Genomic DNA, 20,976 nt, shown 5'->3' on the forward strand with positions numbered 1-20,976 from the left:
ACATACAAAAGCGGCCATCAACCCATTGTGGACATGAGCTCTTATTTCACCGCTGCAATCATCTTTTCGAATAGCAGCCTTGTCACCGCCGCGGCGTTCAGAGCACCGATGATATGCCAATCGTCGTCCTTGTGGCCATCACAGTAATCGACGATCCCACGGACGACGCCAATCTCTTGGGATCGCGACCAGCCTGCATCGCGCAGGCCCGCACTTTCCATTTCCACGGCCAGAATGCCGTACTTAGCGCGCAGCTCGTCCCGGACCACTGGGTCTTTTAGAAGGGTATCACCTGCACCGACTCGTCCGAAATGGACGACCGTGGGCGACATCAATCGACGCGGGTCAGATAACCGCACGACTGGTTCTCCGTCTGCGCCTAAGAGTACGTCGGGGGGCAATGCATCAGTCGATAGGCCGTAGGCTTTGAAGGCCTCATTCCGGTAAGACACCCATCCGGTGTCGAATCCTTTCAGGTGGGACTGCAAGTTACGGACCATCTGCGTCAGCGAATACGACACCTTCTGCGGCGAGTCTCTGTATTCGATGCTGCCGTCCGGCTTCCGCTTCAAGAAGTCGATTTCCATGATGCTCTGCCCGATGACGACGTCGCCTAGCCTGATGTCTTCTTGGGCATTGGTCGGAAGCGGACAACCGCCCGCGATGCCAACCATGATAGTGTGAGTGGCGTCGATCGACCGCATAAAATCGGTAGATGTCACCCCCGACAGTGTATTTCCCATCTCGGCTAGAACGGCCACGGCTATCTCCTTGACCATTCCGTCGATCTCGTAGTTTATGAGTTTGTAAACATGCGGGTCATTATCAAACTGCTTGTCGCGGCCTTTTCCGAAGACCACTTCCACGGCTTCGCGCTCCTTAGGAAGCGCGGTCAAGATAGCCAAGTCGACCTTATATCTTAAGGTTTTTTGGATTTCAGTCATAGATGCATATCCGTCTGTCTGTGAAAATCGGAATGCTTCCTCGAATGATGGATGAAATGCCATCGTTTCCAGTTTTTCGATAGGGCAATCTCTTATCTCAGCAAGAATTCCGCGCGATCGGCATTGTTTCAACAACGCCGCAAAATCAATATCGTCTCTGGGCTTTGCAGACGGAATGACCTCCCCCGTTGATATTCCCATATTCTGGAAGACGGCCGAAGCTTGATAATCCTTGGCATAGCTGCCGAAATAGTAGCGATTTACAAGGTTGTGAAGCGCGTTCTCGGCAGCCATGTTGCCGGCTTTGATCGGTAGAAGACCCGTCACGTGAGGAACGACGAAGGCATCCTTTCCAAGACGCTCGGGAACATCACGCCAAGCACGCTCGAATTCCAGGTCGGAGGTTGCATCCGCTTTCAGTGCGTGGAAGCGGGCGTAGAGCCCTTCGTTGTTCGCTTCCAACAGCCAGTCGGATGTGATGTCATGAGTGGCGCTACGCTTGCGTCGCTCCCAACCCACATTCTGTCTCGACGGTTTTGAATACACCCTGTGCTGTGCCGAACCGCGGCGGTACTGCTCCAGCTTGTCGAGGCGGAACTCCTCAAGCGAGCTTCCGCCTCCAAGAAGCTTGAAAAGGGAAGCCGTATCACCGCGCAGGAACGGCTTTAGCAATCGTCCCGCGATGTCGGACTCCTGATAGGATGCCGCTGGCACAAGTATGCGTGATCCGAGGATGACGGCGAACCTGACCGCCAACTCCATTTCCTGTAGCGCGCCACGACTCCGTGCATATTCGCCCCGTTCTTCGAGGAAGTGGATGTCGAAAAAGTGGAGAAAGAATACGCGAGGATGGATCGACGCCGGTTTCAGAAACAGGGAAGTCTGAGCTGGTTTAGGTCCTTTCGACATAGATCGCGATACCTGAAAATCAGCGGATCAAGACTTCCCCTAAGGTCGTGTACGCCCCATGCTGACAGCTCGTCGGAAAAATTTCTGGGGATGCCGTCAAGCAGAAAGATAGCCTTATTGTCGGCAAAAGCGATCGCGATCTCGGCAAACGTATTTGCGCCGATGTAGCTACGCGTGCCGTGCTTTTCGAAGTTTGCGACAACAATACCGATCGTCCTGGGATCGCGCACCTTTTTAATGTGTCTCTTGGAGACCTCTTTCTTGAACCTCTGATAGCTCTTCTGCTCGCTGAAGTCGGCTCCGGCATCGACGTCGTCCGGTGCAACGGCCAGGACATCGTGCTCGGCAAGTCGAGAACAAATTTCGTCCATCTTATGGGCGAACGCCATACTCCCGCACACGACGAAGCGCCGTCTGAACGAATTATCATTCTTTCTGGTCCACGGCATACCCGATGAGGCGGCGTTCGCCATCGAAAACATCTCCTTGACCTGACTCGTATAGCCAAGTGGGGCGCTCGCTGAATTCCGAGTAGCGTATCACGAATTCTGCCGGCGACACCACATACGCCGGCGGGATGTGTACAGGAAGATCGTCGGGGAAATCGTCGAAAAACACTGGCTGCCGCCGCTGGATCACTCGTCCGATCTCGTAGCATGTCGTTTTGCCGACATATCCGTTCGGGCCGGTAATCACGTAGACAGCATCTGCCGAGAATATTCGTTCAAGGGTTTCCGTCTGTATCTGAGCATCGGATTGATCCAGGGGGTCGCTCTCGAATCGGACGAACTCTTCCCCGCCTATAATTTCGCTTCCGGATGGAGAAGTGACATCAAGGCCCGCAAGCCGGAATACCTCGATTGTTGACCTGACTTTTGGATAGTTCGGACGACGGAAACTGCCAATAACCGCGAGCTTGAACACCACGATCTTTCACCCAGCTTTGAACGGCCAAGCCTCCTTAAGGCGAGTTTTACTTGCACATTCTCGGTGTTGAAACAACATCGTTCGGTGACCTAGCAATGCATTGCAGATCCAACTAGCGCAGTCGGTGCCTCGATCGAAAAGGAGGAAGCGCGCCGGCAGGTGTCTGTTGGCGTCCTATGACCGAGTTTGGCGCACAGGGGACATGTAGCCGCCAAGGTAAGTCCCCTTTCAGGCGAGGTCGATGATGATCTCTGCGACCGAGTTGAGGCGCAAAGCAGTGGTTGGCGAAGTAAAAAGATCGAGAACTGTTCCTGTCGCGACAACGCCACCGCCAGTGCCGGCCGATTGCCCAGATTGGAACAACAGGCCCTGTATTCGGCCGTACGCTTCTCAGACTTGAATTACTCGCCCGGCTTCTGCAGAATGGGCGACGAGGCATTGATGGTTTCATTCCCGGAGACGCGAAACGACTTTGTCGAATGACAGTGGCTTTTGATCGAACATCATCGGCGGCATGCCACGGTGGTCGGAGCGCAGGTCCGCACTCGCATTTCGGAAGGCACGAGCTGAAGCGTCCCGGACCACCCCCGTACGTGGCTCGCCCAGCTAGAGCGGAAAAAGACCGCCTTGTGCTTGGCTACCTGTTCGAGCAGCTCAAAGTCCAAGGCCGCACCCTTCCCATCTTCGGTGTCGAGCAGAATCGCTATGTCGTAGTAATGCCGCGAGAGATATTGCGGCGTCGGCGTTTCCTCGGGCCTGTGCGTCTCGGCATGGAGGGCGGTTATCTTTCCCATAAAGTCCGCCGAACCGACAACACGGTAACTGTGGAATCCGGATTCTCGAAGAAATCTGGAAAATCTTCCGCCGCATAGGAACGGGTCGTCTTCTGTCGGTATGCCATGGGTCGCCACGGGCGCCGAACTCGAGCTGAACCCCCGAAGTGGTGTCGGCCATGCCTTCGTACTCTTCCGCGGCCGGCGCGGTCGGATAGTGAAAGTTGATCGTCTGTAGATCATTGCTGCGCGCAGCGCCGGCAGCAGCTTCTCTGCAACGTGCATTTCGACGTCCCCGACGAGCTCCTCGACAAGCCTGCCGGCCTGTTCTGCTGATCCCGTCCCGCTCGGATCACGATCGCCGATATAGCCGAGCTCGGCGCGGTCGAACCACAGATCTATGTCCTCTGAGAATCTGCGGATCGCGCCGTAAGCTTTGGATAAGGACGTTCCGCCTTTGAAGAGCAAGGTGGGCGTCCTCCTTGGCACCTCGAAGAGTCGTCTCAAAGTCCCGCAGACCCAGAAGTCCTTCTCTACGATCGTATTGGCAACGCCGCGGATCGCGCCCGTTTCGCCGAACAGCGCGGAGCGTTCGTGTGCCGGCAAGAGGGGAACCTTATTCACCCAGGGCACCCACTTGCGTTGTTGCGATGGCGACGAGCGTGCCGCATCCATGCGGGAGGGCGAGGCCCAACCCAGGCGCGTTATTCCAAACGAGCAGGGACAACTTGCGGGGGTATTGCCGACTTCGACGTTGGATATTGCGGCGTGGGTCCATTTTGCATGTTACCAACTGAATCACCGAGTGCCCGAGTTGCACGCGGCCAGTGGAATGAGCAAGCTGCGGCGCGTTCATGAATAGATGGTGGCCGGTATTTTGCCAATGCTCTAATCGATTATATTTGCGAAGAGCAGTTTCGGCCGTTTACTTGCCCCACAAGTCCCCATAAAAAGGAGACAGCATCGATTCGATGTTATCCCCTGTCTTTCGCGTACTCGCGGTCCGTGGCGCCGAGTGGACGATTGAGGACCGCCAGCCCGCTCACCAGCAGGTCTGCACTGGCGGCTTGGGGCCCGTTGGTAAGCCACAGGAGTAGGACAATGTCGGAGGATTCGGGCAAGGGCGAAAATCACGGCGGCGGCCCCGGGAAGATCGAGATCACGGTGGTGGTGAACGGCCAGCCCACACAGGTCGAAGCCAATCCCAACCAGCCGCTTCACGTCGTCCGCACCAAAGCGCTTGAAAACACGCAGAACGTCGCCCAGCCGGCCGAGAATTGGGAATTCAAGGACGAGGCCGGCACCTTGCTCGACGTCGACAAAAAAGTTGGCGATTTCGGTTTCGCGACCACTGTGACCCTGTTCCTCAGCCTGAAGGCGGGCGTCGCAGGTGCCTGAACTCCAAACTGTGGACCCGGAGGTGTCCCGAGCGAAGTTCGATCGGCAGATCGGCTGGTTCCAAACACAAGCAGGTATTTACCGGGCTCAGGGTTGTTTCCTGATCGAGGCGAGCTTCCCGACGGCCTTCTTCATCTTCGTACCGCCGAAGATAAAGCCACAGATAATCGGTGCAGCTGTCGAGATCGACTTCTCCAATTACGACCTCCGACCTCCGTCGGTGGTCTTCGTAGACCCCTTTATACGCCGGCCGATTGCCCGGAAAGATTTGCTGCTCAGGATGCTGAGACGACCGCATCTACCCGGAACCCCACCGGATATGATTTTGGTCCTAATGCAGCAGAACGCTCCGTCGCTGTCGGACTTCATCCAGGCCAACAGTGCGGAACACACGCCATTCCTGTGCATGGCAGGCGTCCGGGAATACCACGACAATCCAGCCCATTCAGGTGATTCATGGCTTCTCCATCGGGCTTCTGGCGAGGGCTGTTTGGCCTTCATCCTGGACAAGATCATCAAGTACGGGACCGGTCCCGTGGAGCAGCTTCAGTATCAGTTCCAAATCTCAGTGGGAGCCATGATAGCACCCCTACCCGCCATTCCAGAATGAACGAGCTCAAGGATGTCGGGACAGTCGCTCTTCCCCGAGACTGTCTTTCAAGTGTCCAGGCGCACCTGCGCTCAGTTGGGCGACAGGGCCATGAGGGGATGGCGCTCTGGGTCGGCGTTCAGCAAGACCAACACTTTGGCGTAACAGAGACCGTTATCCCAGCACAGCGTCACATTCGTACGGGTGACGGCGTTTGCGTGATAGTTCCGGCCGAAGAACTACACCGGCTCAATGTCTGGCTCTACAAGAGCAACCTTAAACTCTTCGCCCAGATCCATAGCCATCCGGGCCGAGCCTACCATTCGACGACCGACGACGCCTACGCGGTCGCTACCACAGTTGGGTGTCTGTCGCTGGTGGTGCCCAATTTCGCCCGCGAGCCTTTCGATCTTGCTCGGGTCGCCGCCTATCGACTTGACGCGAAGGCGAACTGGAATGAGTTCCCATCCGCGGCACTAAGGCGGATGATCACGATAACGGGTTGAACGATGGCACTCGCTAACTTCATTGACCGCGCCGCCACGGCAGCTTCTCAGGTGCTGGCCGACTTTCATCTATGCGACTTCAAAGCAGCCCTCGAAAAGCAGGTCGTGGCTGTGGCCTTCGACAGCCAAGCCGCTTCGTGTGCCGAGGGCCAGGCGACGCTTGACCTTACGGTCAGGTTGCTTGCCAGACTGTATCCGGTCCTGGCCATACTCCCCCTGGATATGGCCGCGAGCTCTCAAGCTCAAGCGCTCGAGCGCTTGGCAAAGTCGATCAATCCAAAAATCAGCATCCGGCGTTCCGGCAAGTATGCGACGGTCTGTGTAGCTGCAGGCGCGGTGCACCCATCACTTCGGTGCCCAACGTTTTTCATGGGATCCCAGGGTTGGGCGGCAAAGCTGTCGCGTACGGACCCGGTGGGCTCTGGCTCGAGCTTGCTGCCCTATGGAGCTGGCGCCGCAAGCTGCTTCGCCGCGGCCAACGTCTTTCGAACCATCTTTGCTTCCCAGCTGACCGGCGCCGAGCTGGACGAGAACATCGACCTCTCTTTATGCACCTACAACAAGAGCAACGCCGGCGATTCCAGCCCCTTAAATTTCCCTGTCGACCTTGGCGAAACGCACCTCGTTGGGCTCGGCGCGATAGGCCATGGCTCGCTCTGGGCGCTGGCAAGGCAATCCGGTCTGTCGGGGCGCCTGCATGTAGTTGATCACGAAGCTATCGAACTCTCAAACCTGCAGCGCTACGTGTTGGCAGGTCAGGCGGAGGTCGGCCTCTCTAAGGCGGCCCTCGCGACCAACGCCCTTCGGTCCACCGCCCTTGAAGTCGAGGCGCACCCTATGAAGTGGGCAGAATATGTTGCGCGCCGGGGCGATTGGGTATTCGACCGAGTGGGTGTGGCGCTTGACACCGCCGCCGACCGTCTAGCTGTCCAAGGTGCTCTGCCCCGATGGATCGCGAACGCCTGGACTCAGGAGCAAGATCTAGGCATCTCGCGGCATGGTTTCGATGACGGCCAGGCTTGCCTTTGCTGCATGTACATGCCGACCGGGAAATCCAAGGACGAACACCAACTGGTCGCGGAGGAACTCGGAATGCCGGAAGCACACGAGGAGGTAAAAACGCTCCTGCAGACCAATACCGGAGTCCCTAATGAGTTCGTAGCTCGGGTGGCTACGGCAATGGCTGTGCCGTTTGAGCCGCTCGCCGCGTTTGTTGGCCAGCCCCTCCGTTCCTTTTATCAGCAGGTTATCTGCGGCGGCCTGGTGTTCCAGCTTAGCGATGGAAGTCGTCTCGTTCGAACCGTGGTTCCGATGGCCTTTCAATCAGCGCTTGCCGGGATCATGCTTGCCGCAGACCTGGTCAAGCATAGTGCGGGTTTTCCGATGAGTCCGACGACAAGCACTCGCGTGAATCTACTGCGCCCCCTTGGTTCTCACCTCCATGATCCGAAAGCCAAAGATTCCAGCGGCCGCTGCATCTGCAGCGATGAGGATTTCGTTGCCGCCTACAGGCTGAAATACGGCTGTGCCGTTGAACAGCTGAGCAACTGGTCCGCCTGAGAAAGATCTGAAGTCTTCGTTACCGCGGACGGCGCGCTGTCAAGCGCTCACCGACGTTTTCGACCACGATCGAGTGCCTGGAGAGCGCGGGGCGGATACTATGACACGCTCGGCCCGCTGCTTGCCAATGTCAGGCCCAGAACCCACGACAGAGATCCTTGAGCGACGCCTCGTCGTTTAACTTTTTTGTACTGTTATCTACGTTCGACCATATTCGTCGTCGAAGCGAACGATATCATCCTCGGCGAGATAATCGCCGCTCTGCACTTCGATGATCACCAGGTCAATTCTGCCTGGGTTCTCGAGCCGATGCTTATGGCCGCAGGGGATGTAAGTAGATTCGTTTGTCCCCAGGAACAACTCCTGCTCGCCATTGACGATCTTGGCGGAGCCGCTGACCACGACCCAGTGCTCCGAACGATGATAGTGCATCTGCAGGCTCAACTGGCGACCGGGCTTCACCTCGATGCGTTTGATCTTGAAGCGCTCGCCTTCCTCCAGAACCGTATAGGAACCCCAGGGCCGGTGTACCGTGCTATGGACCAGATGAGCTTCATGTCCCGAAGCCTTGAGGCCCTCGAAGAGCTTCTTAACGTCCTGAACGCGGTCGCGGGATGTGACAAGCAAAGCGTCCGGGGAATCCACGATCACCAGATCGCTTACGCCCACCGTGCCGATGACGCGCTTGTCGGAGCTCACATAGGTGCCGGTCGTGTCGACCATGTGCACATCGCCGTGTATCCTGTTCCCGCTTTCGTCGGGGGCGATCAAATCGGCCATTGCGTTCCAAGATCCGATGTCGCTCCAATCCATGTCGCAGGGAATCACGGCAAGTTTGTTAGTTTTCTCCATGACAGCGTGGTCGAGCGAGATCCGCGGCGCGGAACCGAAATGCTCAGGCGCGAGTTCGATTTTGGCAAAGCCTTGGCATTGACTGGCGCGGCCGTTCTCGTAGCTGTCGGCGACGGCCTGGAGCACCTCGGGACAATGCAAAACCATCTCGTCGAGCATGGTTTGCGCACTGAAGCAGAAGATGCCGGCGTTCCAGAAGAAGCGTTGAGACGCGACATAGGCTTTGGCTGTATCCAGATCCGGTTTTTCAACGAAACGGACGACGTTCTCACCATCTGCTTCGATGTAGCCGAATGCCGTGTCCGGTCTGGTTGGGGTGATGCCCAATGTGGCGATCCGCCCGAGCTTCGCATGTTCCATGGCCAGGCCCATGACGTCTAGAAACGCAGGCAGGTTGCTAATCAGGTGATCGGCCGGGAAAACGCACAGGATCGCGTCAGGGCCTTGCGTTACCCTCGCATGGATCGCGGCTGCAGCCACGGCGGCGGCCGTATTCCGAGCTTCGGGCTCGAGCAGAAAGGTGCGTGGCAGGACCACGGAATCCAGTTCGTCAAATTCGTCCTTGGTCAGGAAGAGGTGTTCCCCGGATGTCACAGCGACGAGTTCCACGACACCTTCTATCGAAGCGGCACGCAGCACAGTGTGCTGAATGAGAGAATATCCATCCGCTACTTTGAGGAAAGGTTTGGGGTGCGATTGCCTTGAGGCGGGCCATAGCCGCGATCCGGCTCCGCCGCTGATGATCACGGGAATCACTTTCATAACCAACCTCGATTTCGTCTCTGGAGTGATCGTCCACGTTCTTTCGAGCGTCAGCGTCACGATCGCCGTCGCTCTGGCTTGTCTGCGGCCCCCGCGTAACGGCGAAGTTCTGGCGCGTTGCAGGCGGCGTCAGATGACGACGCTATCGGTAATGTACGACGCCTCCACTGGCGTCGGTGAGAAATGCGCATTCAACTATGCCTGTTGGTTGCGTCTGCCGAATTGCGCAGGTCGCGGGTCTTAACTGAGATCAGAGACTTGGCTGTCTTCTATCAAAGTCAAACGACTTGGCTCCTTCAGATCGAATTCAATTACCCGTGGTGCGAATAGACGTGCATATCGTGTAAAGGCGCTCGTCGGGGGAAACCGAATTACGGTATCGCAGCGCCCGAGAAGATACATCTCAACGAGGGCGGAAATTCCGCCGTCAATCCCGAGTGCTGCAGTGTGTAAGGGGCCACCTTGATTGGATCCGAAGTGCTTCGGGACAGTGAGCAGATCGGGAAACCTGGCCGACAGAAGATCCAGTATCCGCGCGCTGTCCGTGCATAAGAACAGCCGCACAGGCCTGGGATGCGGTAACGCCTTAGCCTTGTCAATTGCAGCGCACACTTGCCGAACGGCGAGCTCCGGATCGGCCCAGTAGGGCGCATGCTCCATGATGTCTTCACCGTTGCCGTGCCGAACATGAATCCCGATGATGCTGTGCCCCTCAAAACATTCCTGATAAATGGCATCTATGCGGGCTTGAATTTCTGGCCGAGGCTTGACACTCTGGAACACCTGCCGCTCTGCTTCCTCATCGCACCGCCACATCAGACAAGCGTCACACACTACTGTGTTCGCTTCGACATCGTGTTCGGCCTGAAAGAGCTCGCCCAACTCATCGCGCTCTTGGAAAATCTGCTCATCTGGCCGGTAAAGGCACTCGATCGCCGGCCTGTTCCACCACTCTGGGAAGAATGGACCAGGGAAGGAAACGTCGTTGATCCGGTCGTCGGAAATAGCCGGCACCCCAGCGATGTCATTGATCGGCTGGAAGAACACCGGAAACGCATTTGTGAAGGGTTGGTCGAGGTAGCAGGCCCCCCGCCAGTCGATGGCTAGAGTTCGTCCCGACCGCTGCGCGTAGCGCCAAGCGGCCGCCAACGACCACAGACAATCACCGAACCCCGTACGCCTCCGAGAGACGACGAACCGGCGCTTTTCCAATCCACTAACATGCATTTTCGGAAATCTCGTTTCGGAGAGGAGGTTGCATCCGGTTTGGAATCCTTAGTCGACACTAGTAGACCCTGACGCCGGGCCCTTGGCAGAGGCCGGGCCATAGGGCAGAAGAGCTCACTCAGCACTGCCCACTAATCCCGTGACGCTCGCAAAGCTTGAAGCCGATGCCCTCGCTTCCGGTTGCCCTCGCTTCCGGTTCAGCCTTCTCTACTGGGCCTCCGCGGCATATGTAAAATCTATTGAGTGGATGCCGGCCATCCATGTGTTGGATGCCATGATGAAGGGGCTCGGCTGACGCGGGCCCGGTCAATAGAGCCGAAACAGCCGGGAAACGCTGCTACACTGCCTGCCGAAGCAAATCATTCCGTCGACGCCGTACGCCAAGGGTGCAAGGCTGCATACAGCAACCGGTACCGGGCGAGATGAGGTCGACGGCTCGACGCGCCTGGAACCAGCTGATCGACAGAATCCGCAGTCGGCTCCCAAAGTTCTGCACGACCTGTGCCGGATGCTGTGGTGAGGGCTCGCGGCCACGAACTTTGTCCTCACCCCGAACGGAAGCTCGCGCTGCGACTCCGGGCCGGCGATGCGCCCCCGCTGCTCGCTCAGACCATCCATTCTGTGGATGCACTTTATCCAAACAATCGATTTCACTGATCCAAACAATTCCCATTAGAAGACGCTGAAGCAAGAAAGAAAGGCGTCCTCACTCGCTGATAGAAGAGCAAATCAGCTGCAAGGTGCTTGGAGTACAGTCGCTCACGGCGTGAGCTGAGCGGTACTCTGACCGCATGTACGAATCCGACAGGTGAGCGGCGCAACTCTATTTTGCTGTGACTCCAAGCAAGAGCAGGTGTGCTCGGCTGGCGGACTGTCAATGACGAGCCGCGCGCCGCATCTGTCAAGTGCTCCATAGGGCACAGGGCGGGCCGCACATTGTGTCGGCGTGGCGAGCCCGGAGCCGAAACTTTAAAATTTAATAGAGCAGGAATAGAATGGGTGATAGCAGGAAAGTTGCTCTTATTACGGGCATAACTGGACAGGATGGTGCCTATCTTGCCCGTCTTCTTCTCAAAAAAGACTACATCGTTCATGGGATTAAACGACGTTCCTCTTCCTTCAACACCGGTCGTATAGAAGACCTCTACCAAGACCCGCACGAATCCGATCCGCGCTTAATCTTGCATTACGGTGATCTCACTGATTCGACTAACCTCATCCGCGTGGTTCAGGAATCTCAGCCAGACGAAATTTACAACTTGGCTGCTCAGAGCCATGTCCAGGTGTCGTTCGAAACACCTGAGTACACAGCAAACGCGGACGGTATCGGTACATTGCGACTTCTTGAGGCGATTCGCCTCCTCGGTCTGACGGACAAGACCCGCTTCTATCAAGCCTCGACGTCAGAGCTATACGGCCTCGTGCAGTCCGTACCGCAGAACGAAACGACGCCCTTTTATCCGCGCAGCCCTTACGCCGCCGCCAAGCTCTACGCCTACTGGATGGTCGTCAATTATCGCGAGGGCTATGGTATGCACGCTTCCAACGGCATTCTTTTTAATCACGAAAGCCCCCTTCGTGGCGAAACTTTTGTGACGCGCAAGATCACCCGCGCTGCCGCTGCTATTTACCTGGGCAAGCAGGACAAGCTTTATCTCGGCAATCTCGATGCTCAACGCGATTGGGGCCATGCGCGTGAGTACGTGCGAGGTATGTGGATGATGATGCAGCAGGATCAACCGGATGATTACGTGCTGGCTACGGGCAAAACGACTCCTGTCCGCCAATTCGTCGAGTGGGCTTTCGAAGATGTCGGCGTCGAGATCGAATGGCGTGGCAAGGGTGTCGACGAAAAGGGCTATGATCTAGCGAGCGGCAGATGCCTAGTCCAAGTGGACCCACGCTACTTCCGCCCCACGGAAGTCGATCTTCTCCTGGGTGACGCTACCAAGGCGAAGGAGAAGCTCGGCTGGGTGCATGAGATATCCGTGCGCGACCTTGCTGCGGAAATGGTCCGCGAAGACCTGAAGGTCATGCAGACATCTGTAGTCATGAAGGAAGCGTAATGTATGATCTGAACGGAAAAACCGTGTGGGTCGCTGGCCATAAAGGTATGGTGGGCAGCGCTGTTGTACGCCGCCTCGCGTCCGAAGACTGCAAAGTTGTGGCCGCCCCTCGGGGAGAGCTAGATCTCAAGCGACAGACCGAGGTTGAAAACTTCGTGGCAGTGATGAAACCGGACGCTATCATTATGGCGGCGGCAAAGGTAGGCGGCATTCTCGCGAACGCCACCTATCCGGTCGACTTTCTTTACGACAATCTGATGATCGAGGCCAATATCTTCGCGGCAGCCCACGAAAACAATGTCGACCGCGTCCTCTTCCTCGGCTCGTCTTGCATCTATCCGAAGATGGCACCACAGCCCATTCCTGAAAGCGCGCTTTTGACCGGCCCACTAGAGCGCACCAACGAATGCTACGCCGTCGCCAAGATCACCGGCATCAAAATGGCTCAAGCCTATCGCGAGCAATATGGCCGCGATTACATCTCCGCTATGCCGACGAATCTCTACGGGCCAGGCGACAATTATGACTTGCAGTCAGGCCACGTCGTCCCAGCGCTGATCCGGAAAGCGCATGAAGCTAAGCTCATAAGTGATAAGCAAATCACCATCTGGGGCACGGGCACACCACGTCGGGAATTCATGCACGTCGACGACTGCGCCGACGCATTAGTCTTCCTTCTGAAGAACTACTCTGACCATGATCACGTCAATCTCGGCTGCGGACAGGACATCACGATCCTAGAGCTGACAAGAATGATCTGCCGTGTAGTCGGATTTACTGGGGAGATTGCGCATGATCACTCTAGACCTGACGGTACACCGCGAAAGCTGATGAGCGTCGACAAGCTGCGCACTTTGGGATGGGCAGCAAAGATCACTCTCATGGAAGGCATCGAGAGTGCCTATCATGCATTTCTGAACGGGAGCTACACCGAACGGCGATAAATAAAAGGATTTGCTGCGTCTCAGGCCTGTACGCGCTTTCGGGACCCAGAGCTAATGTGGACTGAGACAATCACTCGATGGCGAGCGCTCATGTGAGCCAGCCGCGAGGAGCCCTGCCGGATCTCAACCCCATCCGCTCCAACCTCGTCGCCATGAAGGTCACGGTGCGCTGCCCACGACGACGCCGACCGCGCCAATCCTCACAAGGGTAACCGTACAGAACCGAACGCGTCTACGCTAACGGAATGTACTTCTTGTTCTCGTCCGAGGGATCTGTCGATGGGCATTCCGGACGAGCCAAGGTTTGAGCATGTCACCTTTAAAAACCAGTTAGCAACGTCGGATTTGGTATGAAATTCGGAACAAGTGGATTACGGGGCCTGGCGACAGAATTGGCAGGAGCCGCCTCTGCCCTATATGCAACGGCATTCGCGACATTCCTGCTGGAATCCGGCCTGGCCAGAATTGGCGACGAGATACTCATAGGGCGCGACTTTCGCGCCTCGAGTCCGGCCATCGCCGCCGTCTGTGCGGCGGCACTGTCCGCGCTCGGCTTCATCGTAGTCGATTGCGGCGCAGTCCCCACCCCTGCCCTGGCACTGTATGCTCAGGCGCGTAAGAGTGGTTGTTTGATGATCACAGGCTCGCACATTCCGGCCGACCGTAATGGAATAAAATTCTATCGACCCGACGGTGAGATCGACAAAGGTGATGAGCGGGAGATAACGCGCATCGCCTTGCATTTGGAGAAGCGCGGATACGTCCTTGAAGGTGCTGTTGCACGTCGGCAGCACCGGGAGGCCGAATGCAAGGCTTTTTTCATGGAGCGCAATCGGAAGCTTATGGAGAATAATGCTCTAAAGGGCTTAACGGTGGGCGTATATCAGCACAGCACAGTCGCGCGCGATCTCTTGGTTGACATTCTCTCATGTCACTGTGCGACGGTCGTAACCCTGGGACGTTCGGAAGGTTTCATTCCTGTCGACACTGAAGCGGTCCCTGACGAGACTGCTCAACAGTTCAAGCTCTGGGCCAAAGAGCATCGACTTGATGCGATCGTCTCGGCAGATGGCGATGGTGACCGCCCACTGGTAGCTGACGACCACGGAGACCCCCTTCGTGGTGATTTGTTAGGCCTGGTTACGGCGAACTTCCTGCAAGCGAAGACGGTCGTCACGCCGGTCACATCAAACTCTGGTATCGAGACCGCAGGTTCTTTCAAAGTTGTACGTACTAAGGTTGGATCGCCATTTGTTATTGCTGCCATGCTCGATTTGGTTGCGTTGGGTCACGAGCGCGTGGTTGGTTTCGAAGCAAACGGTGGTTTGTTGACCGGCACGGACTTTGACTCGAACGGAACTAAACTGCGAGCGCTACCCACACGCGACAGTTTTCTCCCCATCCTCGCGGCACTTTCCCTTGTTAATACAAGTGGGCAGCCACTGTCGGAGATTGGCAGTTCCTTTCAATTGCCAGCGGCGGTGGCGGATCGCTTGGAAAATTTTTCCGTCGAAAGCAGCACTCGCCTCATGACATACCTTCGTACAGCGGAAACTAACATCGCCGCCTTCGTCGGGTCGATTGGAGTGGTAAGCAAGGTTAGCGATGTTGACGGGCTTCGTATCACTCTCGCGGATAAGCGTGTCTTGCATTTGCGTCCATCCGGAAATGCCCCGGAAATGCGGTGCTACGTCGAAGCCGAAAATCGGGAGGACGCGGAGCTTTTGCTCCGGACTGGATTGGATCGAATTCGTAATTGGGCGCAAGGCTAAATAAAAGCCGCCTCCCTGCGTATTCCAGGTGACCCTGGGGGTCGCACAAGCTACTCAAGCGCGATCAGAACGTCCACAGTGTCCCGGCCCTGTCCGCTTTGAAGCGAACCGGAACGCCCGTGGAAACAGCCGATCCGTACCAGCCACGGAGCATCCGGTCGCTCATGGTCAAGGCAGCGCCTTGCGGTAGCGAACAGCCGGTCCCGCACTGACCGCCTGTGCCGCATGTACGATGGCGTTGGTGTCCAGGCCGTGGTGACGGTAGAGGTCCGCAATAGTCCCCGTCTGGCCGAAATGCTCGACCCCGAGCGCCTTCACGCGATGCCCGTTAACCCCACCGAGCCACGCGAGCGTCGCCGGGTGGCCGTCGATCACGGTGACGATGCCGCAGTCACGCGATAGCGGCGCGAGCAGCCGCTCGATATGACTCAGGGCGCCAATCGCGCCACGCTGCCGGGCTCGTTCCGCCGCCTGCCAGCCCGCATTAAGCCGGTCCGCGGAGGTGATCGCGAGCAGCCCGACATCGCGCCGGTCCTCCGCCAGAAGACCCGTCGCGGCAATCGCCTCCGGCGCGACAACGCCTTGGTAAGCAATGACGACACTCGCGTTCGGCCCGGGCGGACGCAGCCAATAGGCGCCATTGACGATGTCCCGCGCGAGCGCCGGTTTCATGTCGCGCAGCGGCTGCTCGAGCGGCCGGGTTGACAGGCGAAGATAGACCGATCCTCCGGTCTGATCACGCAGCCACGTCGTTTCATCCGGATTCCCCTCGCCATTACGTTGCATGTAATCGAAGGCAAAGCGCATGATCACGGACAGTTCGTCGACGAAGGCCGGTTCGAAGGCGCAAAGCCCATCCTGCGCCATGCCGATCAATGGGGTGCCGATCGACTGGTGTGCCCCGCCCTCGGGCGCCAGCGTCACGCCCGAGGGCGTTGCGACCAGCATGAAGCGCGCATCCTGATAGCAGGCGTAGTTTAGCTGGTCGGCCGATCGGTAGATGAAGGGATCATAGACTGTCCCGATCGGCAGCAGGCGCACGCCATTGATCGAGTGCGAGAGACCGAGCGCCCCGAGCATGATCATCAGGTTCGACTCGGCGATACCGAGCTCGAGGTGCTGCCCCTTCGGCCCAAATTCCCAGGTAAAGGTCGACGGAATGCGTTCGGCCTTGAAGGTGTCCGCCATGGTCTCCCTGGCGAAAAGGCCGCGCCGGTTGACCCAGCCACCGAGATTGGTCGAGACCGTCACATCGGGCGAGGTGGTCACAATGCGGTCGGCAAGCAGACTGCGCTCGCGTGCGATGTCGTTCAGGATCTGGCCGAAGCCCATCTGGGTCGAGAGCGGCTTGCCGGGCTGCCCCGGTGACGGAAGGGTTTCGGGCACCGGCACCGAAGGCGCAGACAGCCTCCTACGCCCCTCACTGAAGAACGGCGCTTTTGCGAAGAAGGCGTCAAGTTCCGCTTCCGGCAAGGTGGCGGCCGCCCATTTGTCCCACTCCTCACCCCGCTTTACGCCCATCTGCAGGCGGTAGTCTTCCATCTGCGTGGGCGTCATCTGCCCCGCGTGGTTGTCCTTGTGTCCGGCAAGCGGCAGACCGTAGCCCTTGATGGTGTAACAGATGAAGCAGACGGGACGGTCATGCTTGGACGCCGCCTCGAAGGCTTCGAGGAGGCTCGGCATGTCATGCCCGCCAAGGTTCGTCATCAACGCCTGCAACTCGTCGTCGGAGCGGCGTTCGATCAGAGTGGTGACCGGCCCTTGGTCTCCGATCTCGTCGAGCAGCCGCTTGCGCCAGGCAGCACCCCCTTGGAAGGTCAGCGCCGAATAGAGCTGGTTCGGACAGCGCTCTATCCACTCGAGCAGCTTCTCGCCCCCCGGCTCGGCAAAGGCAGCCTCTTGCAGAGCGCCGTGGCGCAGGACCATCACGTCCCAGCCGAAGTTGCGAAAAATCTGCTCGAACCGCTGCCAGAGGCCCTCCCGGATCACGGCGTCGAGCGACTGGCGATTGTAGTCGACCACCCACCAGCAGTTCCTGAGCCCGTGCTTCCAGCCTTCGATCAGGGCCTCGTAGATGTTGCCCTCATCCATCTCGGCGTCGCCGATCAGGCTGACCATTCGGCCCTCGGCACGCTCCTTCATCCAGCCGTGACCCGAGACGTAGTCCTGCACCAGCGACGAGAACAGCGTCTGAGCAACGCCGAGACCCACCGACCCGGTCGAGAAGTCGACATCGTCGACATCCTTCGTCCGCGAAGGGTAGCTCTGCGCGCCCTTGTAGCCGCGGAAGTTCATGAGCTTTTCGTGAGTCTGGTTGCCCGCCAGATACTGAAGTGCGTGGAAGATCGGCGCCGCATGGGGTTTGACCGCCACCCGATCCTGCGGGCGTAGGACCGAACCGTAGAGCGCGGTCATGATGGTGCTCAGCGACGCGGACGAGGCCTGATGCCCCCCGACCTTGATCTCATCGCCCTCGCGGACGTGGTTGGCGTGGTGGATCGTCCAGGCTGCGAGCCAGGAGACGCAGCGCTCGATCTCGTTCAGATATTCCAGTTTCCTCGTCATTCAGTTTCCCGCAAATAAGCTGCCGGTCTCACAGGACCCCCGCCCAAATGGTCAAAGATCGAGTTTCAACAAACCTGTCGCGCGCGACACGCAGGGGATGAAGCGGTGGCCGCGTGCCTCCTTGGACAGGACGGCATCCCGATGGATCGGCTGTCCCGCCAGCATTGCGCATTCGCAGGTCCCGCACACCCCATTCTCACACGAGGCCATCAACGGCACACCGGCCGCGCGCAGGGCCGCGAGCGCCGTGGTCTGCGCCGAAACCTCGACCATCCTGCCCTCACCCAGTTCTATGACGAATGGTTCCGGTGGCCCGCCATCAAACTCGGGAGGCTGGAAAGTTTCGAAATGAACAGTACCCTCGGGCCAGCGTTCGGCCGCGCGCCCCACAACCGCCATGAAGCCAGGCGGCCCGCAATAGTAAACCTGAGCCTCGGCCGAACGGTTCGCCAGCAGCGCGGCGATGTCCTGCCGGGTCTGAGGCTCGTCGTCGAAATGGATCCGCACATTGCCGCCAGGAAGATCGCGCCCGATCGCCGCCAAGAGTGGCGTGAGCGCCCGGCTGCGGGTGAAATAGTGCAACTCGAAGGGCTTGGCCTGCCGGGTGAGCGCGCGCGCCATGGCCAGAATCGGGGTGATCCCGATTCCCCCTGCCAGCAGCAAAGTCGGCCCCTCGCCTGACTTGAGCGCAAAATGGTTGCGTGGCGCGGAGACAGGCAGTGCGGAGCCGACGGCAATGGTTTCGTGGATCCACGCCGAGCCGCCACGGCCGTCATTCTCGCGCTTCACCGCGATGGTGTAGCGGCCAAGCTCGGTCGGGTCGCCGCAAAGTGAATACTGACGCACCTTCCCTTCAGGCAGATGGACGTCGACGTGAGAACCCGCTTCGAACGCCGGCAGCACAGGTTTGCGTGGGTGTTTCAGGTCGATGACCAGCACGTCGCCCGGCTCCTTGCGGACGGCGGTCACGGTCAGCTTCATGATAATACGCGGCGAGGCCATGGCGTTTCACTCGTCGATGGGCAAGATCAGATCACCAGGGCGGATCACGCCCCCGACGTCGATTGTGCAGTTCAGGCCGGAGCGGTTCAGAAGCCCCTCGTAGAGACCCGAAAGCCCGAGCAACTCCTCGATATACTTGCACGGCACATTCATCCGGGCTGCCCTGAGAATCGTTTCCCCGACCCGGAAGCGTTTGCCGACAAGATGGCTAAGCGGAACGCCTCGTGTCGTAAGATTGCGCCGGTGATCTTCGGGTGCGAGCTTGGCCTTGAAGCCCGGAATTCTGGGTTCGCCCTGCGCGATGGCGTCCAAGACTTCAGCTTCGATCAGCGTCACTTCGCGAACGTCAGGACGCGCGGAATAGGTCCCCGTCCCCAAGTAGTAGCGGTCTCCGACAATGCCTTGGCCGGCAATAAGCTGCGCCTGCGCCAGCTCCTCCATTTCATAGGAGGCAGCGGGCGCGATATGGACGTGAAGCAGCTTTCCTCGCCAGGTCATCATCGCTCTCGGAATTCGTCTCGTGGAACCTGCTGCAAAACTGGCCTGATCAACAGCGCCAGTTGCATGGCATTTTACCGGTCCAGTTGGCTGTCTGGAAAGAAATACGAGGGGTCTCGGACCGTTTTCAGCGCCAGCTTTCGACGTCGCCCCGTCTCAGTTGTTCCGCGCCGGCATCGCGTCTTGCACCTGCTTGACAACCTCTCGCAGGACCTCAACGCCCTTCCCGATCTGCCGAATGCTCAAGGCGGCATAGCCCATGACAAGTCCGACGCGATCGGTGCGGCCTTCGTCCGATGGCCGTACGTAGAGCGGCGAGATCAAGTGTAGCCCCAGGCCAGCGTCGCGGGCGGATTCGACCAAGGCCGTTTCCCGCGATCGTGGCAGGTCATTGAACCAAACCGCGACGTGCAGTCCCGCATCAGCTCCCTGGACAGTGATGCGATCCCCGAAGCTGTGCTGCAAGGCACCCAACAACGTTTCCCGACGCTCGCCGTTCAGCCTGCGCACACGGCGCACATGGCTTTCGTAGCCGCCGCTCTCGATCAACGATGCCAGCGCTTCCTGTTCAGCGACCGGCGAATGCCGGTCTGCGAATTGTTTGGCGGTTGCGAAGACGTCCTGCAATTCGGGCGGGAGGACGAGGTAGCCGATGCGCAGCATCGGCGAGAGCGTTTTGGAGATCGTGCCGAGATAGATGACAGCCCCGTGGTCCTCGAGACTGTGCAGCGGAGGGACCGGATTGATGTCGTAGCGATATTCGCTATCGTAGTCGTCCTCGATCACATAGGCGTTGTTGTGCCGCGCCCATTCCAGAAGCTGATGGCGGCGCGCGATCGGCATGACGCCGCCCAGCGGAAACTGATGCGATGGCGTCACATAAGCCAGTCGTGCTCCGATCCCCGCCAGCAACTCGGTCCTCATCCCGTCTTCGTCGACGATGACCGGGATGGGTGAAGCACCCGTACTGGCAAAGACCTGACGCGCCATCCTGTAGCACGGATCCTCGATGACGAAGCGGTCGGCGGGATCGAGAAGCAGGCGCGCGCACAGATCAAGGCCCTGCTGCGAACCGCTGACGATGACGATCTGGTCGAGGTCGCAGCTCAGGGCCCGGGCGCGCCAGAGATATCCCTGAAGCGCCTGGCGGAGCCGGCGCGAGCCGCGAGGATCGTCATAGGCAAGACGCAGCGGGCGCTGCCCCATCGCCTCGTTCATCGCGCGTTTCCAGACCAATGATGGGAAATCCGACGGTGCCAGGTCCCCATAGCGGAACTCGACCTTCAGCCCAGTCGGCAGATAATCTGGCCAGGGTGACGTCGCGCCCAGCCGCTCGCCATATGCGGACAGGTGGATTGGGCCGACCCGTTTCGCGTGAGTGCGGCCCGTCTCATGGCCGATCAACGAAGACGCAACGCGAGGTCGCGCGCCTTGACGGGCTTCGATGAAACCCTCCGCAGCCAGTTGCTCATAGGCGACCGTCACCGTGGTTCGCGAAACGCCGAGGTCATTTGCCAGCGCCCGGGAGGATGGCAACTGACTGCCGGTTTCGTAGACGCCGCCGAGGATTTGCTCGCGAAGGGCTTCGTAGATCTGGCGTGCACCCATCGCATGCGAGCGCGCTGCAGACCCGGCACTTGAAGACTGGACCATCTCTTTCATCGCCAACTGGATATTTCACA

17 protein-coding genes are annotated in these 20,976 nt (G+C 58.6%); 7 read left to right on the top strand and 10 right to left on the bottom strand.

Annotated features, from left to right (window positions below; translation table 11 throughout):
- Positions 1-41: 41 nt before the first annotated feature.
- From X750_RS154155 to X750_RS01000000162800, 4 genes are all read right to left on the bottom strand, one after another.
- Positions 42-1,853: a hypothetical protein gene (locus X750_RS154155; RefSeq protein WP_084567123.1), complete on the bottom strand. Its 1,812-nt coding sequence runs from the start codon at positions 1,851-1,853 to the stop codon at positions 42-44.
- On the bottom strand, positions 1,811-2,326 hold the full coding sequence (locus tag X750_RS154150) for a hypothetical protein (RefSeq protein WP_156932383.1): 516 nt from the start codon (positions 2,324-2,326) through the stop codon (positions 1,811-1,813). Before X750_RS154150 ends, X750_RS154155 begins: the two co-directional genes overlap by 43 nt.
- The gene (locus X750_RS154145) at positions 2,280-2,780 is read right to left on the bottom strand and encodes a hypothetical protein (protein ID WP_023708031.1); all 501 of its coding nucleotides are present in this window, start codon (positions 2,778-2,780) and stop codon (positions 2,280-2,282) included. The genes X750_RS154150 and X750_RS154145 overlap by 47 nt, the downstream gene beginning before the upstream one ends.
- A gap of 503 nt (positions 2,781-3,283) precedes the next feature.
- Positions 3,284-4,177 (bottom strand): nucleotidyl transferase AbiEii/AbiGii toxin family protein, encoded by an 894-nt coding sequence (locus X750_RS01000000162800; RefSeq protein ID WP_198020971.1) that lies wholly within the window; start codon positions 4,175-4,177, stop codon positions 3,284-3,286.
- Between the two features lie 477 nt (positions 4,178-4,654).
- On the opposite strand from X750_RS01000000162800, the gene X750_RS154140 reads away from it, so the two are divergent.
- The 4 genes from X750_RS154140 to X750_RS154125 all read left to right on the top strand — a co-directional run bounded on the left by X750_RS154140 (position 4,655) and on the right by X750_RS154125 (position 7,606).
- Positions 4,655-4,951, top strand: a complete 297-nt coding sequence (locus tag X750_RS154140) for a DUF2604 domain-containing protein (protein ID WP_023708032.1) — start codon at positions 4,655-4,657, stop codon at positions 4,949-4,951.
- Positions 4,944-5,561 carry a putative metal-binding protein gene (locus X750_RS154135; RefSeq protein ID WP_023708033.1) on the top strand — a complete coding sequence of 206 codons (618 nt, stop codon included), beginning with the start codon at positions 4,944-4,946 and terminating at the stop codon, positions 5,559-5,561. The genes X750_RS154140 and X750_RS154135 overlap by 8 nt, the downstream gene beginning before the upstream one ends.
- A 98-nt stretch (positions 5,562-5,659) precedes the next feature.
- Positions 5,660-6,046 carry a hypothetical protein gene (locus X750_RS154130; RefSeq protein WP_245271827.1) on the top strand — a complete coding sequence of 129 codons (387 nt, stop codon included), beginning with the start codon at positions 5,660-5,662 and terminating at the stop codon, positions 6,044-6,046.
- A gap of 3 nt (positions 6,047-6,049) precedes the next feature.
- Entirely contained in the window at positions 6,050-7,606 is a 1,557-nt protein-coding gene (locus X750_RS154125; protein WP_023708035.1) for an E2 ligase fold family C protein, read from the top strand.
- A gap of 198 nt (positions 7,607-7,804) precedes the next feature.
- Here X750_RS154125 and X750_RS154120 read toward each other — a convergent pair whose 3' ends face one another.
- Complete coding sequence (locus X750_RS154120) at positions 7,805-9,220, bottom strand: mannose-1-phosphate guanylyltransferase/mannose-6-phosphate isomerase (protein WP_023747231.1); 1,416 nt, start codon at positions 9,218-9,220, stop codon at positions 7,805-7,807.
- A 240-nt stretch (positions 9,221-9,460) separates the two neighbouring features.
- Positions 9,461-10,447, bottom strand: a complete 987-nt coding sequence (locus X750_RS154115) for a nodulation protein NodZ (RefSeq protein WP_023747232.1) — start codon at positions 10,445-10,447, stop codon at positions 9,461-9,463.
- A 995-nt stretch (positions 10,448-11,442) separates the two neighbouring features.
- On the opposite strand from X750_RS154115, the gene gmd reads away from it, so the two are divergent.
- From gmd to X750_RS154100, 3 genes are all read left to right on the top strand, one after another.
- Positions 11,443-12,513 carry a GDP-mannose 4,6-dehydratase gene (gmd, locus tag X750_RS154110; protein WP_023672397.1) on the top strand — a complete coding sequence of 357 codons (1,071 nt, stop codon included), beginning with the start codon at positions 11,443-11,445 and terminating at the stop codon, positions 12,511-12,513.
- Positions 12,513-13,457, top strand: coding sequence for a GDP-L-fucose synthase (locus X750_RS154105; protein ID WP_023747233.1), 945 nt, complete (start codon positions 12,513-12,515; stop codon positions 13,455-13,457). The genes gmd and X750_RS154105 overlap by 1 nt, the downstream gene beginning before the upstream one ends.
- 350 nt (positions 13,458-13,807) lie before the next feature.
- Positions 13,808-15,229 (top strand): phosphomannomutase, encoded by a 1,422-nt coding sequence (locus X750_RS154100; protein WP_023747234.1) that lies wholly within the window; start codon positions 13,808-13,810, stop codon positions 15,227-15,229.
- Positions 15,230-15,397: 168 nt separating this feature from the next.
- On the opposite strand, the gene X750_RS154095 is transcribed toward X750_RS154100, so the two are convergent.
- The 4 genes from X750_RS154095 to X750_RS154080 all read right to left on the bottom strand — a co-directional run bounded on the left by X750_RS154095 (position 15,398) and on the right by X750_RS154080 (position 20,956).
- Positions 15,398-17,794 (bottom strand): transketolase, encoded by a 2,397-nt coding sequence (locus X750_RS154095; RefSeq protein WP_023747235.1) that lies wholly within the window; start codon positions 17,792-17,794, stop codon positions 15,398-15,400.
- A gap of 51 nt (positions 17,795-17,845) precedes the next feature.
- Positions 17,846-18,796 (bottom strand): PDR/VanB family oxidoreductase, encoded by a 951-nt coding sequence (locus tag X750_RS154090; RefSeq protein WP_023747236.1) that lies wholly within the window; start codon positions 18,794-18,796, stop codon positions 17,846-17,848.
- A 6-nt stretch (positions 18,797-18,802) separates the two neighbouring features.
- The gene (locus X750_RS154085; RefSeq protein ID WP_023711837.1) at positions 18,803-19,294 is read right to left on the bottom strand and encodes an MOSC domain-containing protein; all 492 of its coding nucleotides are present in this window, start codon (positions 19,292-19,294) and stop codon (positions 18,803-18,805) included.
- Between the two features lie 156 nt (positions 19,295-19,450).
- The gene (locus X750_RS154080) at positions 19,451-20,956 is read right to left on the bottom strand and encodes a PLP-dependent aminotransferase family protein (protein WP_032904446.1); all 1,506 of its coding nucleotides are present in this window, start codon (positions 20,954-20,956) and stop codon (positions 19,451-19,453) included.
- Positions 20,957-20,976: the final 20 nt, after the last annotated feature.

Origin of the sequence: Mesorhizobium sp. LNJC391B00, from assembly GCF_000502535.1 — a bacterium.
Taxonomy (GTDB): domain Bacteria; phylum Pseudomonadota; class Alphaproteobacteria; order Rhizobiales; family Rhizobiaceae; genus Mesorhizobium.